The 16,739-nt window shown below is 54.2% G+C and carries 21 protein-coding genes; 11 read left to right on the forward strand and 10 right to left on the reverse strand.

The features are described from left to right. The first annotated feature begins 20 nt into the window (after positions 1–20). The 4 genes from JMJ16_RS50895 (at position 21) to JMJ16_RS50905 (ending at position 5,031) form a co-directional block, all read left to right on the forward strand. Positions 21–1,667 (forward strand): WD40 repeat domain-containing protein, encoded by a 1,647-nt coding sequence (locus JMJ16_RS50895; protein WP_201394141.1) that lies wholly within the window; start codon positions 21–23, stop codon positions 1,665–1,667. A 489-nt stretch (positions 1,668–2,156) separates the two neighbouring features. Beyond that, the gene (locus JMJ16_RS50900) at positions 2,157–3,797 is read left to right on the forward strand and encodes an FAD-dependent monooxygenase (RefSeq protein WP_201394143.1); all 1,641 of its coding nucleotides are present in this window, start codon (positions 2,157–2,159) and stop codon (positions 3,795–3,797) included. Positions 3,798–3,821: 24 nt separating this feature from the next. After that, positions 3,822–3,956: a hypothetical protein gene (locus JMJ16_RS56350; RefSeq protein WP_255553334.1), complete on the forward strand. Its 135-nt coding sequence runs from the start codon at positions 3,822–3,824 to the stop codon at positions 3,954–3,956. Positions 3,957–4,362: 406 nt separating this feature from the next. Further along, on the forward strand, positions 4,363–5,031 hold the full coding sequence (locus JMJ16_RS50905; protein WP_201394419.1) for a Type 1 glutamine amidotransferase-like domain-containing protein: 669 nt from the start codon (positions 4,363–4,365) through the stop codon (positions 5,029–5,031). Positions 5,032–5,093: 62 nt separating this feature from the next. Here the strand turns inward: JMJ16_RS50905 and JMJ16_RS50910 are convergent, their stop codons facing one another. Then, positions 5,094–6,398 (reverse strand): ATP-binding protein, encoded by a 1,305-nt coding sequence (locus tag JMJ16_RS50910; RefSeq protein WP_201394421.1) that lies wholly within the window; start codon positions 6,396–6,398, stop codon positions 5,094–5,096. Between the two features lie 117 nt (positions 6,399–6,515). Then, positions 6,516–6,767: a hypothetical protein gene (locus JMJ16_RS50915; protein WP_201394146.1), complete on the reverse strand. Its 252-nt coding sequence runs from the start codon at positions 6,765–6,767 to the stop codon at positions 6,516–6,518. On the opposite strand from JMJ16_RS50915, the gene JMJ16_RS50920 reads away from it, so the two are divergent. The 5 genes from JMJ16_RS50920 to JMJ16_RS50940 all read left to right on the forward strand — a co-directional run bounded on the left by JMJ16_RS50920 (position 6,766) and on the right by JMJ16_RS50940 (position 9,282). Continuing rightward, positions 6,766–7,137, forward strand: a complete 372-nt coding sequence (locus JMJ16_RS50920; protein WP_201394148.1) for a hypothetical protein — start codon at positions 6,766–6,768, stop codon at positions 7,135–7,137. The two genes, JMJ16_RS50915 and JMJ16_RS50920, sit on opposite strands and share 2 nt — an antisense overlap. After that, entirely contained in the window at positions 7,128–7,418 is a 291-nt protein-coding gene (locus tag JMJ16_RS50925) for a hypothetical protein (protein ID WP_201394150.1), read from the forward strand. The genes JMJ16_RS50920 and JMJ16_RS50925 overlap by 10 nt, the downstream gene beginning before the upstream one ends. A 209-nt stretch (positions 7,419–7,627) precedes the next feature. Beyond that, on the forward strand, positions 7,628–7,840 hold the full coding sequence (locus tag JMJ16_RS50930; protein WP_201394152.1) for a hypothetical protein: 213 nt from the start codon (positions 7,628–7,630) through the stop codon (positions 7,838–7,840). Between the two features lie 127 nt (positions 7,841–7,967). Then, complete coding sequence (locus JMJ16_RS50935) at positions 7,968–8,858, forward strand: hypothetical protein (protein ID WP_201394153.1); 891 nt, start codon at positions 7,968–7,970, stop codon at positions 8,856–8,858. A gap of 52 nt (positions 8,859–8,910) precedes the next feature. Further along, entirely contained in the window at positions 8,911–9,282 is a 372-nt protein-coding gene (locus tag JMJ16_RS50940; protein ID WP_201394155.1) for a hypothetical protein, read from the forward strand. Here JMJ16_RS50940 and JMJ16_RS55595 read toward each other — a convergent pair. From JMJ16_RS55595 to JMJ16_RS50965, 7 genes are all read right to left on the reverse strand, one after another. Further along, complete coding sequence (locus tag JMJ16_RS55595) at positions 9,279–9,839, reverse strand: IS630 family transposase (protein ID WP_236601428.1); 561 nt, start codon at positions 9,837–9,839, stop codon at positions 9,279–9,281. The genes JMJ16_RS50940 and JMJ16_RS55595 overlap by 4 nt on opposite strands. After that, on the reverse strand, positions 9,794–10,285 hold the full coding sequence (locus JMJ16_RS55600; RefSeq protein WP_236601427.1) for a winged helix-turn-helix domain-containing protein: 492 nt from the start codon (positions 10,283–10,285) through the stop codon (positions 9,794–9,796). The genes JMJ16_RS55595 and JMJ16_RS55600 overlap by 46 nt, the downstream gene beginning before the upstream one ends. A gap of 43 nt (positions 10,286–10,328) precedes the next feature. Continuing rightward, a complete protein-coding gene (locus JMJ16_RS50950; RefSeq protein WP_201394157.1) occupies positions 10,329–10,688 on the reverse strand; it encodes an alpha/beta hydrolase in 360 nt (119 codons plus the stop codon). A 16-nt stretch (positions 10,689–10,704) separates the two neighbouring features. After that, the gene (locus JMJ16_RS50955) at positions 10,705–10,977 is read right to left on the reverse strand and encodes a VOC family protein (protein ID WP_255553342.1); all 273 of its coding nucleotides are present in this window, start codon (positions 10,975–10,977) and stop codon (positions 10,705–10,707) included. 54 nt (positions 10,978–11,031) lie between these two features. Then, on the reverse strand, positions 11,032–11,649 hold the full coding sequence (locus JMJ16_RS55605) for a transposase (protein ID WP_236601104.1): 618 nt from the start codon (positions 11,647–11,649) through the stop codon (positions 11,032–11,034). Between the two features lie 101 nt (positions 11,650–11,750). Then, positions 11,751–12,242: a helix-turn-helix domain-containing protein gene (locus JMJ16_RS55610; RefSeq protein WP_236601103.1), complete on the reverse strand. Its 492-nt coding sequence runs from the start codon at positions 12,240–12,242 to the stop codon at positions 11,751–11,753. Between the two features lie 72 nt (positions 12,243–12,314). After that, entirely contained in the window at positions 12,315–12,866 is a 552-nt protein-coding gene (locus JMJ16_RS50965) for a hypothetical protein (RefSeq protein WP_201377726.1), read from the reverse strand. 359 nt (positions 12,867–13,225) lie between these two features. Here JMJ16_RS50965 and JMJ16_RS50970 point away from each other — a divergent pair, with 359 nt between their 5' ends. Both JMJ16_RS50970 and JMJ16_RS50975 read left to right on the forward strand, forming a co-directional pair. Next, positions 13,226–14,131 carry a helix-turn-helix transcriptional regulator gene (locus tag JMJ16_RS50970; protein ID WP_201394160.1) on the forward strand — a complete coding sequence of 302 codons (906 nt, stop codon included), beginning with the start codon at positions 13,226–13,228 and terminating at the stop codon, positions 14,129–14,131. A gap of 309 nt (positions 14,132–14,440) precedes the next feature. Further along, positions 14,441–15,427 (forward strand): hypothetical protein, encoded by a 987-nt coding sequence (locus JMJ16_RS50975; RefSeq protein WP_201394161.1) that lies wholly within the window; start codon positions 14,441–14,443, stop codon positions 15,425–15,427. Between the two features lie 293 nt (positions 15,428–15,720). Here the strand turns inward: JMJ16_RS50975 and JMJ16_RS50980 are convergent, their stop codons facing one another. Next, complete coding sequence (locus JMJ16_RS50980) at positions 15,721–16,542, reverse strand: IS6 family transposase (protein ID WP_201394162.1); 822 nt, start codon at positions 16,540–16,542, stop codon at positions 15,721–15,723. Positions 16,543–16,739 lie beyond the last annotated feature (197 nt).

Consider the following 16,739-nt stretch of genomic DNA (forward strand, 5'->3'; position numbering starts at 1 on the left):
TGAATGGAGGTATCGTATCAATGTCCCACCAGCCCACACACCAACTTTCGCAGTCCCCCAATCTTCAGGATCACCCCCAACCCCGACATGCTTTCTTCGCAAACGTCCGAGCATCAAGCAGGCTTGTCCGCTTCTGGTGGACACCACTGGGTGTGTGCGGAGTTCTGCAGGGATTCTCGTTGACCTGGGTGAGTTCGCTCAATGGCTCTTCCGGTTGGGTGGTCACCCTGGGGCCGTGGAGCTATGACGCTCTCCATTTTCCTGGTTTCCCTCCAGTTCTGTTCCTGACGCTCTGGTTGGTGCTGCTGACCACTGTTTTGCTGCTGGGAATGAATATTGTCAGCAGGGGAGGCAGACCCATTTTCTGGGCGAGGATCTGGTCCTGGTTCTGTATTGGCCTGAGTCTGGTCGTCCTCGTGACAGTCGCGGTCGCCAGTCAGGGACGTTTCCAGTTCTTCCCATTCCTGGTAATGGGCGTGAGTCTGGTCGTGGCTGGCCTGGGACTCTTCGCCAGGCACCCTGACGAATGGAGCGAGATCGTGGTGATCCAGCCCCGCATCTCCCGTCGCAGCCTGCTTTCCCATCTGGCTGGCATGGCGGGACTGGTAGCGATCAGCGGGGGGGTCGAGACGTGGCTGGTTGGCCAATTACAGCGTGGACGTACCAGCCGTATTGCCTACACCCTTCCTGGTACGATAAACGATGACTCCCTTTACTCGTATGCTGCCTTTGCCTGGACCCCTCAGAATACCTTTGTCATAGCGCAGTATCAAGCTGACCCTGCCCAAAACACTCCCCTGGATATCTGGGAGATTGCTCCAACCACGCGCCACCTCGGAACCGCCGGGCCTGAATTTAGTTACGACGGTGCGGCTTTTGCGCCCAATGGCCGCTGGCTTGTGGTAGCGTGCTCCAGCGCGTCGTATGACTTAACCTCCTTCATCTGGGATCTGCAGACAGGCGCTTCTATTCCCGCCGCCTTCCAGTCACCAATGATCAGTTGGTCTCCCGATAGTTCCCGCCTGGTCGGGCAAGATCAGAACACGCTCAGAGGCCTGGTGATCTGGGATGTGGCCCACAATCGTCAGCTCGCCCTCTACCAGGTGCCGGAAGGCGATGGGATACCAAGGCGGGTTGCTTGGTCGCCCAATGGGCAGTGGATCGTCGTCCAGGAATTTCCGAATGTCACGACTGTACGCCTGTACGAGGTGCAGACTGGCAGGCTGGTATGGACTCAGACCGTTGAGCCCCATTACCAAACGCTCGACGGGGAGGGGGTGCATATCGCCTCACTCGCCTGGTCCCCTGATAGCCGGTATCTCGCGCTTCCGTTGACCTTTCAAGAAGATCCCGTGACGATGTACCCGGTCATCATCTGGGACGTGGTTGCGCAGCGAGAAGTGTTCTCCTACACAAGGCATCTTGGCGGAGCAAATGCGGTGGCCTGGTCGCCGGATGGGCAGTATGTGGCCAGCGGGGGAACGTTAGATGCAACCGTTCAGGTCTGGCATGCGCAGACGGGGAATGTCGTGTTCACCTTTCGCGGGCATCAAGAATCCGTTTCGTATCAAGAACCTATTGTGTATGTCGGATGGTCGCCTGATGGAGCAACGATCGCTTCTGCTGATGCTCATAAGGTGCTGGTCTGGGATGCTCCAACACGTTGATTCATGCCCCTGGTGTGAATGAGCATGGCTCCGCTCTTGGAGACGAGCGACCCACGAGATGCACAACGAGATTGCATGCATTTAGCTGAACAATAAGAGCGGGAACCAGTCCCTTGAGGCAGAGAGACTTTCGCAATGAGGAGAGGAGACAACAAAAACGTGATCTCAGTTGTTAGGCCCAGGTACTTACTTCCTTCAGCAGTGAAGAGGGCGAGCAATGAAGAGCGCTGCGCTATTTCTTTGGGGGCCTCTGGCTGGCTCTGCTCTAACCAGCAAGTGATGATCTCGATCAACAGCGATGCGGTAAGCGAGGGCGCGAGCCTGTTGTATGCGACAGCGACCTGCTTCGCATGCTGTATGCATGAGGATGGCTGCTCTTCTTGTCAACGAGCAATCTATCTGCACATCGAGAAATGACCAGGCGAAAGCGTTCTCTCAGAGAAAGACCATTGAAACACGTAAATAAGTGAAAAAGAAAGGAATTTGGTGATGACTCAAGAACACGTGCCCGTTTTGATTGTGGGAGCAGGTGGTGCGGGTCTGTCCCTGTCCCTCTTGTTGCACCAGCAGGGTATTTCCTCGTTGTTGATCGAGCGACGGATCGACACCTCATGGTATCCGCGCGCGCGTTCCCTCAATTTCCGCACCATCGAAGTGCTGCGAGGGTTGGGACTGGAAGCGGAGGTCCTTGCTGGAGGAGCCAAGCTCTCGCGGATGTTCCGCAAACACAGTCTGGCCACCAGCGAACAAGAGGAAATCCTCAATCCCATCGCGATGGTTGAGCATCTGGAAGACATCACCCAGGAGCCCCTCGCATGGTATTATCCCCAGAGTAAGCTCGAACCACTCCTGCTAGCTGAAGCGCGGAGACGCAGCGTGGATGTCCGATATGGCACCGAACTTGTCTCCTTCACGCAAGATGAGACAGGCGTGACGGCTGCTATCAAGGATCGCACTACCGGAAAAGAAAGCGGGGTGCGGGCAGATTACCTGATTGCGGCTGATGGTGCGCATAGTCGAATTCGCGAGACTCTCGCCATCCCCACACAAGGACTCGGCGAGCTTCCAGAGAGCCAGATCTTTGCGTACTTTCGTGCAGACTGGGGCGCTTTGGTCGCAGGCTATGAAAATGACGTATTCCAGATCGTGAACAAGGACGTGCGCGGCATGTTTATGATCACCGATCAGCAGCGTGGCTTATTTATGATCAGCTATTCCCCTGCCCGAGGGGAAGCGGCGCAGGAGTATCCCGCCGAGCGCTGTCAGGAGATGATTCGCCTGGCATTGGGGAAAGCAGATCTGGACGTCTCGGTCGTCGATATTGCCGACTGGAAGCCCATTCAACGGGTGGCTGATCGGTTCCAGCAAGGGCGGATCTTCCTGGTGGGAGATGCGGCCCATACCATGCCGCCCTACCTGGGACTGGGCGTCAATACAGCTATTCAAAGCGCGCAAAACCTGGGCTGGAAACTGGCTGCGGTCCTCAAGGGGCAGGCGACACTAGAGCTATTGGCGACCTATCAGACGGAGCGGCGCCCCGTCGGCTTGTTGGCGGCTCAGCAGTCGATGGTGGGATCGGGAGCGATCTTGTTTGGGAAAGAAATCAGTGAAGCCAGGGGAAGTGCCCTCCCTGATCTTCAGGAACAGCTTTCCATCATGCATCCCATCGTCGGCTATCGCTATCGCTCAGAGGCGATCCTTTCAGAAGATGCGGCCACGCCAGCGCGGGATGGGATCGAGTTGCTCAAGCCTCTGGAGTTGAACGGACTGCCTGGGACACGGGTGCCACATCTATGGGTCGAACGAGAGGGGCAACGCCTCTCCACGCTGGACCTGCTTGATGGTCGTTTCGTTCTGCTCGCCGGTCCTGGTGGTACAGCCTGGGATGCGGCAGCACCAGAGGTGGCAGCGTCACTTGGGATCGAACTAGTAGCCTACCGTATCGGCTCGGATGGTGGGCTGCTGGATGGAGAGAATAGCTGGCAAACAAAAATGGGAGTCTCAGTTGAGGGCGTGGTGCTGGTGCGGCCTGATGGTTTTGTGGCCTGGCGCAGCAGCATCTTGCCGACCAATCCCGTACAGCAGCTTGAGCAGGTGTTTGCGCACATCCTCTGCCAGCCATACTCCTAAATGAAAAAAGAAAGGAAGACGCTCATGCCCATCCTCGATCTTTCCACTGATGAACTCCTGAGCACGACACACACGATGTGCAGACGCCTTGACCTCATACGCCCGGTGGAAACAGGAGTGATCCAGCAATGTCTGGAGCAAAGGGGCGACCAGCAATAGCAAATATATCAGGAAACGAGCGACAACCGTAGCGGCTCATGAGAAGGAGGATCCAATGTGTGCGAGGATAGCTGCCTCAGTGCAATACCTGTTTGACTATTTGGGGTAGCTACGTTTTTTCCCCTCTAAATTACTCTAAGACCGTGTTTTGGAATGCGCGGCGGTCATGCTGCATGACCAAAAGAGCAAGATCGGAGAAGTTTTTGCGCAGGTTTGATGGGAGAATGTCTTGCATGCAATTGGGGAGCGGAAGACCGGATGTCGCGCAAGACTGCGAGCGCGCGAGCAGACGACTCAACCTAGGAGAAACGGAGTCGTGACGTTCTGGGGTCGTTCTGCTTCAGTCTCAAAGAGCATGAGCGGAAAAGACGCGTCGCGCTCTTCATGGATTGGAAAGGAAACCATTATGAAATTGCTTCTCACCTCTGCTGGCATCAAAAACGACAGCATTCGTCACGCTCTGGTTGATCTGCTGGGCAAACCCATTGCCGAGTCCAGCGCCCTCTGCATCCCCACTGCGGGGTACGGGCACCCCATGGGCAGTCCTGGTGGGGCATGGCGTTTCATCACCGGTCAGTCCTCCACACCCATGTGCGAGCTGGGTTGGAAGTCCTTGGGAGTGCTGGAGCTCACCGCGCTGCCCAGCATCGGGGAAGAGCGCTGGATCCCCTGGGTCCGAGAGGCAGATGCCCTGCTGGTGAACGGCGGTGATGCGCTGTATCTGTGCCACTGGATGCGGCAGTCCGGGCTGGCGGACCTCTTGCCCCAGCTTCCCGAGACGGTCTGGGTGGGGCTGAGCGCCGGGAGCATGGTGATGGCCCCTAAGATCGGGGAGGACTTCGTCGGGTGGAAGCCGCCAACCGGTGGCGATGAAACGCTAGGGGTGGTCGGCTTTTCGATGTTTCCGCACCTGGATCACGAGGATCTGCCGGAAAATACCATGGCCGACGCAGAAAGATGGGCCGCTGGGTTGGGTGTGCCAGCGTATGCGATTGATGATCAGACCGCCATCAAAGTGATCGATGGTGCTGTTGAAGTGGTCTCCGAGGGCCATTGGAAACGGTTTGTGCCCTAATGGGGTGGTTGGGCACTGGTTCGTTCTTGCATCCCAAAGGAGCGAGGAGTGTACACTCCTCGCTACCTCTTGGTCCAGGTTGTCCCTTGCCTGATCCACAGAGGACCTTTGTTCGCTCGTGATATGCGTAGCGGCGGGTGAGGGGGATAGATGACGCTATCGCCCCGAATTGTCGCCTTTCTGGCTGCTCCGCACGCCGGACACTGGAGTTTCTCCACTCCTGTCGCACGGATCTGGGCTGACTGAAGGTCCACAATGGTCCCAGAAAAAGGACAATTCTCCGTGCTCCTTTTTTCTTGGAGTTCTCCCACCTCAAGACGGACAGGCTGTTGCTCGCCAACACGAGACTTCTGCTGATGAGGAGTCGGTTCGACGGGCTGTGGTTGCACGGCTTCTACTGGGATGGGTTGAACAGGCTCACGGATCACATCCTGATCTAGCTTCATCCCTAGCAGTGCCCACAAATGCTGTTGGCGGCTTGCCGTGTAATGCAGTTCTTGCTCCCCTGCCGCCGCCTCTAGTGCCATACTCTCGCATTGGGCAATCGGAAGCGAGCATTCCTGGATGCGCTCCAGGAGCAGTTCACTCTGTCCAGTAGCAAGACTTGCAGCCAGCGCGCGCACGAGCCAGTCTTTCAAGATGCCAATACAACCGATACTTCGCTCGTAGAAATACGACCACTGATCGACCAGCGGCTTGATCTCGACCTTGAGAGGGATCTGTTGCAGCAAGGTCAACAGCGTGCGCTGGAACGTTTGTTGGTCGGGTTCATGCTGAAATTGATAGCGCGGGAAGTGGATTTCTAGCCCTCGTCTGGCGGCTTGCCCATTGAGATTGCGCAAGGGCAATAATTCGTAGGTACCCGTTAAAATATGGAGGGCACCCGTGGTATTGGTCATACTTTTGAGCCAATCAAGCTGGTCGATCATCTTGACGCCACTCGCCAGCTTGAGAAGATGCTGCGCTTCATCCAAGATAATCGTTCGCACTCCTCGACGCTGGAGAGCCGCCTCGTAGATCTGGCGCAGTTCTGCCGAGTCATTGAATTTGCCGTCTTTTCCTCGCCCTTTTTTCTGCTCCCAGGAGGGATCATAGGGATATTCTCCCAACTGCTTGAGGGCGATCTGGTAATATTCGGCGCGATTGAAGGTTGCACCATCTGGTGGCCGGGTTTCCAACAGCAAGAGCGGGACAGGGGCAAACGGGTGGGGATGTCGTGGTCCCCCGATAAATCCAGGAAACGTAGGCTCTCTCACCACCCCCGCGCGATGTTCCAACTGACGAATGAGCGTCGTCTTGCCAACTCCGCTGGGGCCATAGAGCAGGACAAAGGAAAAGCCCGCAGGTTCGTGAATCGCACGCGAGATCTGCCTGTCAACCTACAGCCAACAGGGTATGAGACATGGCATATGCCTTGAAGCGTTGCAGGGCGGCGGTCGCCTCTGGCGATCCTGGGAGAATATGGGGGGTGGGCTGCATCTCCATTACTGAAACTCCTCAAAAGCAGTGAGCGTTGCAAAATCGACAGGTTTGGTTGGGGCCAATGGCGCGAGCGCAGTTGGCTCAGGGGCGTTCGCTGTTTCGCGCAGATCTTGTCTGACGCTGCCCGCAATCACCTCCAGAATGGCTTTGGCCTCAAGATCACGAATGCGCTGCTGTCGGATGGTTTCATGCTCAGATGCATGGCTGAGAAAGTCTGCTAAACGTCGCGCCGTGATCTTCCCGGCGAGGGACATGGAGGCATCCATCTCGGCCTGGACGAATATGCTGGAAAAGGCTCCAGGATATCAGTTCCCTGACTTTGCGGCCTTCTTCGATGATGGCGTCGAGATCGGACTCTCGCGGTTGCCATGGGTTAATCACCCGCTCGTTTTTTGGAAGGTGACGGATATCGAGGAAGCCCATCGCGTGCTGGTTGCCACAGGTGCTAGGGCGATGGTAGAAGTTGCTGATGGCTCGCTGGCCGAACTAGGGACTGCCGAGGTTGCCAACGGTGACCCAAGCACCGGCATTGTGGACGTGCCAGGCCGTCGCCTGGCGGTACTCAAAGCCGCCGATGATAATCTGATCGGTATCATGCAAGATCTGCCGATGGCTTGGTCATAATCATCTATTCCAATGAAGTTTGGAGGAGTCAGTGGGATACGCACACCTTCGAGACCTGGCTGGCCTCTTTCAAAGAGGTGTCGGGAGCTTCCGCACCTGACATCTTTGCTGGTCTGTATCTCGTCTGGAAAGGCGAGATACAGACCAGCACTTCCAGTTCAATCTGTTTGGACTGGCACCTCCTGATCTTTCCGCTGCTCGCTTTGCCGGAGCTGCTGGCGAAAGCGGAACGACTCGCCAAGAAATTCGAGAATATGCGCGCGGTGCGTCAGACTGCATGAGAAGGAGGCCCATTTCCAACATTTGCCCTTTCAGGGGCAACATGGTTATATATAGCTGGATACTTTTTCAGGAGGCGTCAAGGTCACAAAGGAGAACCATTTTTGCACTGAATAGGGGTGGTAAACGTCATTTTAGCCCCCCAATCTTCTAGATGGACACCGGCTTGATGCCGGTCATCCCCATACCTAAGATAGGAGGAACATGTAAAATGGATTTAAAAGGACATATGGATGCATTAGAATTGAGTGACAGAAAATTAGCAGAAGCGTCAGGTCTAAGTATGGCCACGGTAAGGATGGCAAAAGCTGGGAGAACTTTAGGTAAGCAAGCAGTCGATCGCTTATTAGATGCCTTGTCTAAGAAGTATGGAAGAAAAATAGAAAGAGAAGAGGTGGAGGGTCTCCTCTTAGATGAGGCTTAGGAGTGACACATTTGCTGAGAGGAGACAAACCATCTTCCTCTCTATGGGGCAACACAGCTATATAGCTGTGTTGCCCCATAGAGAGGGCGAATGTTGGAAATGGGCCAAGGAGAAGCGTCCATGAGCCGTGCGCGTTCACACCCTTCCCCAAACACTGTACAGCCGGGTCACTACATTTCTGGCAACAGTGGAGTTACCAGGTCACTGCCCTCGATTCTGGCAATGCACTCCTCCTGCACGTCCAACCCCTCGCAGGGGAACCAAGGCCACCTTGAGCTTACTCGATCTGCTTGCGGTTCCCAGAACGAACCCATCAGCTCCCCTCTTTGCGCCGACGTTGGAAGCATTACACCAGCAAATAGAAGAGCGTCACGGGAGGATCTCTGGCACCATTACCGATGATTTACCGATGAGTTATGTGATCAAAGCACGTCTTGTGACCAGCGTCGTCGAAATGACCAGAAGGCTCGTTGCGTCGGACGAAAGACGAGCGAAAACGCGTGGCGAAGCCAGCTCACATCAACAGGCGATCCGTCGCGCGCTGATCTCGGTCAACAAAACGACCATCCAGATGCAGGTCAAGAAAACAAGCCAGAATATCAAGCTTCAGGCAGGGCTGACGACCTACTACAAATATGAGCGTTTGTATGAGGCCTTTCACGGGGACGAAGCCCAAATTGCTGCTTCCTTTCGCCGGGCTACTTTTCGTCTTCCTCGCATGAGTGCGGCACAATTTCATTTTATCGATCTGCGTTTGCTTCTCTACTACGGCAACATGAGGGTCACGAAGACACGTGTCTACAAGCTGGCGCAAGATATTCTCGACAAGCGTACCCAGGGGTATTGGGTCGATCCAGAGCGGTGTGGAGCCACCATCCCCGAAGATCTGGTGACCGAACTGCTGGATCTCAAAATTCCCATGCAGGCCATTCTGGACAATCAGGAGAAAAGCGGCTCTGTTAACCCCCACTCAGATGCCCTCTCCCGCCTGGTTTTACGCCTACGCGAAGTATGTTGAGGCACAACCCGATCGGGGTGAGGCCATCATCACCGGGCGGCTTGGAAAGGGGATGTGGGAACAATTTCACCTGGTCTTTGACACCTTCGTGCATCACGCGCAATTTCCCCTCCAGTATGTTTTTGCCGATCACTGGCTCCTGAATGTCTTCATCGTTGATGAAGCGATACTACAAAAGCCTACGCGACTCTGGCTCACGCTGCTCATCGATGCGTATTCACGTAGCATCTTAGGCATGGCGCTGCTTTACGAAGGCCCCTGCATTGAGTCCATTCAGCAGGCCCTCAAGCACGCGATCTGGGAAAAAAGGTCACACCTGGACCTGGGTCTTGAGCAGGAATGGAGTTGCTACGGTATCCCGCTGCAACTCTTTCTGGACAATATAATGGATCCCCTAATTATTGATTTCGTGACTGGCAACTAAACCTCAGCAAGAGCATGGGAGAAACAATGCTGCAGGATGGTCCGCCGATGGCGCAGGCGCTCTTTGGCGTGGACTAGTTCCTGGCGCAGGTGAGCAAGGTCCCGGCAACAGAGGTTTTTGAGTTCACGACGTTTGAGTAAGTTCCATACCCCTTCTTGTGGATTGAGCTCCGGCGCATAGCCGGGTAAGCGTTCCAAATGCACTCGTTTCCCCATCGGACTGGCAAGAAACTGCTTGATCACGTTCGCTCGATGAATGGGTGAGCCATCCCAAATGACGAGCAAGCGACCAGGAATCTTGCGCAGGAGCACCTGCAAAAACCGGACCACATCCACTGCTTTGTACGCTCGCTCTTGCGTTTGCATGAAGATCCGCCCGTTGGGGGTGATGCCTCCAATGGCAGAGATGTGATCGCGGGTCAGTGGGACTCGTAGTACCGGGGGTTGGCCGCGCGGGGCATACGTCCGTACCACCATCGGTAACAGGTAAAAGCCCGCTTCATCGACAAAGACTATTGTGCGCTTTTCTTGTTCGGCTTTTTTTTGAGCTGAGGCCACTGCTGGTTTTTCCAGTGGGCAATGGCTTGCTCATTGCGCTGGCTGGCTCGCACCACTGGCTTCTGCAAGCTCAGACCCATCTTACGGACCAGGTACCCACAGTGATCGGGATGGTAGCTGACCCCGAACTCTCGCTTGATGGCCACTGCCAGCCTCCGGCTCGTCCACACGTCTCCCGGAAATCCATAGGCTACTGCTCCTTTCGCCAGCACCTCTGGGAGGCGCGCTTGTTGCTCTGCTGTCAGACGGGGTGTGGCTCCTTTGGCTGGATGGGCTTTGAGACCCTCTTCTCCTTTCTCTCGTCCGCTTTTCATCCATTGGCTGATTGCTCCTTCTGTCACCCCCAGCGCCACTGCGATGTCTTTTTGTTTCCATCCTCTTTGTTTCAGTTCCCAGGCGCGTTTGCGCCGTTCTTCTCGCCAATCGGCTTTCTTTGGTGCTCCCATACCTTTTTCTCTCGGCGGGTTGCTTCCAAACTTTAGCTCTCTCTCACGAGCTCAATAGGTGAGCACCAGCGCTGTATCCCTGGAGAACGATGCGATGAGCATCAATACCCAATGCTTCAGCATGAGCACGCGTCCAGCGAATAGCAGCTTTCACATCATGCAATTGGGCCGGCCAGGGCGCTTCCTGAACGAGCCGGTACTCGACTGCACAACATGTGAAGCCGAGGCTGCTCAGTTTTTCCGCATGTTCATGTACCATCTGGCGATTTCCCATGCGCCATCCACCACCGTGGAATTGGAGTACGGCTGTACGCAAGCTCCTTTGTGGATCGGGAAGAAACAGATCGAGCCGCAGATCTCGACCACTCCCTGTTCCATACACAATGTCAGATTGAAGGGGCATTTCTCTCCTCTTTGCTCTATTGGGCGGGGTGATATTCGCTTAGAAGGGTCGTAAATTCGACCAGGTTGCCAAATGGATCGCGGCAGAAGAAACGCGGGCGCAAGGGGATCGGCTCGGCCTCAATGATAGGTACACCCGCTACACTCAGTCGGTGCCGATACGCGTCTACATCATCGACCATCAGGCAGATGTGCTGGTCATTTTCAGCGGGACGGTCTGTGGCGGGAAGGAAATGTAACTCCATTTCACCTTCGCCAACAGCAAACCAGACGAGTTTGAACTGCGCCAGGGATGGTGGCGGCTGTTTTTCCTCTAGTACAGGTGGGCAGAAATATCTTTGAGATCAAACATCAACAGTAAGACCTTGATATATCCACTTGAATGGATGAGCCATAGTCCGATTGTAGTAAGCAACGAAAGCCAGAATCTGTTGTTTGAGATCATCCAGCGTACGGAAATTTCCTCGCTTGAGCAATTTGCGCACCAGGATGCTGAGCCAGATTTCCACCTGATTCATCCAGGAAGCATGCTTAGGAGTGTAAGAGAAAACTATCGTGTGTGTGGGATTGTGCAGGAAGGCCGCGCGGGTGGCCATGGACAGGAGGATGCCACTCTTGCCTTTGGTGCCTAAGGTTTCCTGCTCGATGCCTTCCCGTTCGGCAATCCAACGCACCAACGACTCGGACTGATGCGTATTGAGGTTATCGACCAGGATATGCCATTTGGTTGCCGCAGGATCACTTGTAATGAGGCGTTGAAGGTGGGCAAGGCAGTCTTCCTCATTGCGAGTAGGTCCCCACGAGGGTTCAATTACTTGTCCGGTCACCACATCGAAATTGAAAAACCAGGAAAGCGTTCCATGCCGGAGATACTCGAATTCACGCCGAAGCACATGCCCAGCGGTCATTGGTAAATCGGGGTGCAACCGCTCCAACGCTTGCACTCCTGTCAACTCATCCATGCTGATGGTCCGCTCTCCCTGCTTTGCCCGTTCTTGCGCCGTCAGATAGAGGTGACATCCCTCACAAATCTTCTCCTCGCGTTGCGGATCGGCGACTTCCGTCAGCCAATAGCGGAACCGGTGCGGTTGAAAGCCCCCTTTTTGAGGAGGCGAGCTGCATGCCGTCGCGAGATCTGCTCCACAATCCCTCGCCGAACCAGTTCGTCCGCAATTTCTCGCCCAGTCCACTGACTGATCGGGCGCCCTGACTGGCCTGGCGCTTCGCAGGCGAGCGCCTCCATCTGACAGCGTTGCGCAGCGCTGATGCGCGCAGGAACGCCTGGACGGGGAGCATCAGCTAAGCGCTCCTCAACAGTTCGATCGGTGATCTTGATGGCTTGCTGAGCGACCCAACGACCTCGCCACAAGCGCACCGTTTCCACACTGGTGGACAACTCATGTGCAATAGTCGCATTGCTTTTGCCTTCCGATGCTTCCAGCACTACCCGTGCTCGCAACACCACTTGCTGCGCACTGCTATGCCGCTTGGTGAGACGCACCAATGCCGCTCGTTCTTCTTGCGTCAACACCACAGGGATCGCTTGCTTTGGCATGCGCATTCCTGCCTTTCTCGTTGTTCTCTTCCTTCCATTACTTCGATATGTCCCAGAGATGAGTGCTCTTCCTCAGTCGGGATTAAATGCTTCGATATGCTCCAGAAACCAGTGTTCTTCCTCTGTGCCAGGATCAAAGCGAAACAAGTGAAAAAAGGGGGATGACTCTGGCGCAAGGATCATCACTTTGTTCAGGACTCGCCCGATGGTACGGATGAAATCGAGGAACCGGGCGACCTGCTCTCTGAGCGTTGTCTCGTCCTGAAAACCTTTGACTGAGATGTCAAACTCTATTGCCCTATCCCTGCCTGTGGAGCAATAGCAACCAACGGCCAGGTGCTCCTTGTCAATCAGGATGACTGGGGAGTCCACAATGTGGAAGAGTGGGGAGTTCTCGTACTCTTGGATGAGCGCAAAAAAGTCTTCAATACGCTCCGGGAGTGGCCTTTGTTCTCCACCAACGAGAAACTCAATCGCATAGGGACTCGCGTGGAGAAAGGGGAAAAAGATGTGCCAATCCTGTTCATCTGCTTCAAGAACCAAAATGCTACGTGCCTCGTCCCCAGGCATCCCCTCATTCATGGTAAAGGCCTTTTTATATATCCTCAAGAGATCATCTTCCATGCAACTCCTCCTTTTGGTTTCGTCTCTCGTTCTTTCTCGCTTGTTCTCCTCATTCTATCACAAAGATATTTCTGCCCACCTGTACTAGGCCGATCAGGCGCCCGTAAAATGCGCGCACGGCCTCCTGGGTTTCAGGAGGAACAAGAAGGGAAACATGTTGAAGTCGGGGAGTTGTCATAGAGAATATCCATCTTTCTCTGCTCATATTTACACGCTTGTTACTTGTCAACGACGGCGAGCTATGCTCATTGTTGGGTCTGGTCGCATCCGTGTCACCAGTATGCTGGATCGAGAAGAGTTGAACAATAACCGAAGATAGGCTAGTATAAAAACTACTACCTTTGAAAGAAGATGAGCAGATGAATGAGGAACAACGCAGAGTGGAGCTAGCACACTTTCTGCGAACACGGCGCGAGCGCCTTTTGCCAGCGCAGTTTCACCTCCCAGATGAAGGAAGGAGGCGGCGGACACCAGGGTTGCGACGGGAGGAATTGGCTCACCTTGCTGGGATTGGGCTGACCTGGTATGTCAAACTGGAACAAGGCCAGGATATTCAGGTTTCGGCTCAGGTATTGGAGAGTCTTGCCCGCACGCTCCAACTTACGCCTGATGAGCGAAACTATCTTTTTCTGTTGGCACGTGAGCAGCTTCCCCTGCCTATACATACCCCTCTTCCGAACATTAGTACAGAACTCCAAAACGTCCTGGATGCGCTTCTTCCAAACCCCGCGTTTGTGACGAACGAGCGGCTCGATATTATTGGCTGGAACCGGACTGCCTCGCGGTTTTTTGCGGATTATGACTCTTTGCCAGCCTGGGAACGCAATCTGGTCTGGCTTATTTTCACTGATCCAGAGCAACGAAAGATCTACGTTCAATGGGAAGAAACGGCCCGACGCATCCTCGGCCTTTTTCGCGCGAGTGGTGGTCAGCACGCAGATGAGGGTTGGTTTATTGAGCGCAGAGATCGATTGATGCAAACCAGCAAGGAGTTTCGTACCTGGTGGTTGCGACATGATGTGGGTGAGGAACATCTCAAGCGTAAGGAACTGATTCACCCGGACGTCGGCTTACTGGTCGTGCAACCCATGTCCTTGCTTGTAGCAGACGACCCGAATCTCAAACTGTTTCTCTATACGTCGCTTCCCGAAGCAGAGACGGCCAGCAAGCTTACTCAACTTGCGAACAGTCCGAGACAAACCCATCAAGAAGACGAGAGAAAACACCTCAGCCATGATTACCAGAAGCCTTCTGAAAGAAAATGATGTCTGTCTGGCCTTGGCTGACCTACCTTCCACCGTCTCGTTGCGCAATCCGTGGGTCCATAGACATCAAGAGAGCATGTAACATTTTGGGACATTTTCATACGTGACCCCTCTTTCGAGGCTCACTGACCCCTCTTCTCGTCTCTTAGTGAAGAACCAGTTTTGACAGTAGTCGATGACTGACCACTTTTCAAATTATGAAGTAGTTCATTTTTCGCGGATGCCCGCAAGGGATAGACTCTTATCTGCTCGTTTGATTGTTCGATGTAGCATTGTATTTATGTTTTTTCAATTTAGAGGGGATCAAAAGTGTCACAAGAATCCACGAACATCTGCCCTCATTGCCAGGCCGCTAATCCTCCGGGTCAGTCCCACTGTGTGCGCTGTGGTGCTGCGCATGCAACAAATAGTGTCCCCCCGACGGTGCTTGCCACAGGCTCGTCGCCGCAGCACAACGCGCTTCCACCGACCGTACAGGCTTCTGCTCCGAATGCCTCGTTAACGCCACCACCGCCCACACCCGTGAGCAACCCGTATCATAGCGGTGCAGCCTATAATCCCTATGGAAATGCAGGCACACCACCCCCATCATCAAACGCATACGGCCAGCCGCCGTACGCTCCGCCTCCGCAGGTTCCATATGGACAGCCAATGATGGCACCAGTCGTGGCGCAGCCGCGGAAACAATCGGGAAGCGCCATCGCGGCAATTATCATACTCGCCGTGCTGCTCGTTCTCACATGTGGCTTTAGCGGAATCTATATTGCTGTCCAGAACAACAAAACGGCAACTATGAATAAGGACGCCACGGCGACAGCAGACGATGCCACAGCAACAGCAGGCAATGCCACAGCAACAGCATACGCAGTACAACTCACTCCTACCCCATATCCACCCTATACCGAAAGCGAATCACCTTCGGGGGCGACCTTCTCCGAGGCCGCGCAGCAGGTGATTCCTACCGCGCAACTGGCAAATGAGATTGATAGTCAGCAACGACCAATCACGCTGCAATCGAAGTTCCAGAGCGGCCAGACGATCTATCTGTCCTACAAATGGGCACAAGGCAACACTGGCTATGTCCAAACTCGCTGGTATGTCAATGGCGAAATGAAAGATGAAGTCATGTCCAAGTATATCAATGAATATGCCAATGGGTATGGATATTTCTCGGAGAGTCTTTCTCCCTATGACGTCACTTTTCAAGGAACGGTAGAAGTTTTCTGGTGCCAGGATGCGAACTGCACGCATGGCGGACTCGCGTGGGCCCGCCCATTTAGCGTGACCGCCAGCTAGCCAGGAGAGAATGCTTTCCATACACAAGAAGAAACGCGCGGGCAGGTTGAGGCTTGCTCGCGCGTTTCTTGTGCTCCAAAACCAGCGCAAACCCACCTTCCGGCACGTTACATCTGGACAGTTATGGCATCCCCTCGCGCCAATTTCTAAGAAGAAGGATTGTATCTTGATCATGGAACAGGAGGCCTTTCTCCCATCGGGCACACCATCAGCCACTCCAAGGTTCTGTCAGAACTGAGAGCACAAAAGTCATAGAAAGAGGTGAAAGCTCCTCAATTCATCATCCATTGGGTTTATAAAGCCATCCGCATTAGAAGTTGCAAGGCAGCAAGTCTTTCACGGAACAATTGTCGTTGTTCTGCCAGTGACATTGTTTTTCCCGTGGCGTGACGTAGGCGAAAATAGTTACGCAATTCGTCAAAAGCACAGCAAAAACAAGCTGCTGATTTGAAATTACCAAAGCCACGCATTGGATAGTAGCACTGTTTCACTCCCCGATGATCTTGCTCCAGCAGATTATTGAGATATGTATTGGGACGATGCTGCACACTGCTCCCAAGGATCTCACGTACTGCTCGTGGGTAGGAAGTATTCCCGTCTGTTGTTACGCGCTCTGGAGCATGGCCAACAATGGTGAGAGCCTGCTTGAAAAATCGCTGGGCAGCCTCCATATCTCGTTTCTTGCTGAGGCGCGAATCAACGAGATTGCCATCCTCATCAAGAGATCGATAGAGGTAGCACCACTTCCCATGGACCTTGAGATAGGTTTCATCGACATACCATGATCTCCCAGCTTGCCCGCGTCGTTTAGCCCGCAACTGTTCTGCCATGAGTGGGGCAAAGCGCGTTTCCCACTCACGAACTGCCTCGTGGGTGAACTCCCAGCCGCGTTCCAGAAACATTTCCGCGAGATCTCGCAAGCTCAACTTGTATCGGAGCCGCCACAGGACGACCAGAAGAACACTATCTGTAGGAGATTCCAGGAAATTGAACGGCGTTCCTGTGCGTTCGTTGAAGCGGTGCTTGCAAGCTGAGCAACGGAACCTTCGATAGCCGAGCGTAGTCTTCTGGGGTTGCTCTCTCGTGGTAGCTGAGGCACCATATGGGCAATTCATGAATCACTCCTTCTTCGATGGGTCGTTATTCTCAGCATACCTTGCAAATGATAGATAGGACAAGCTTTGCTCTGAATTCTGACAAAATCCGACAAGTCATCTTCGAGTACATCGAGGGGTATTACATCCGGGTACGACGGCACTCAACGCTTGGATACCTGAGTCCATGGTAGTTTGAACATCGTCTGATCTCGCCT

This window comes from Ktedonobacter sp. SOSP1-52 (assembly GCF_016587395.1).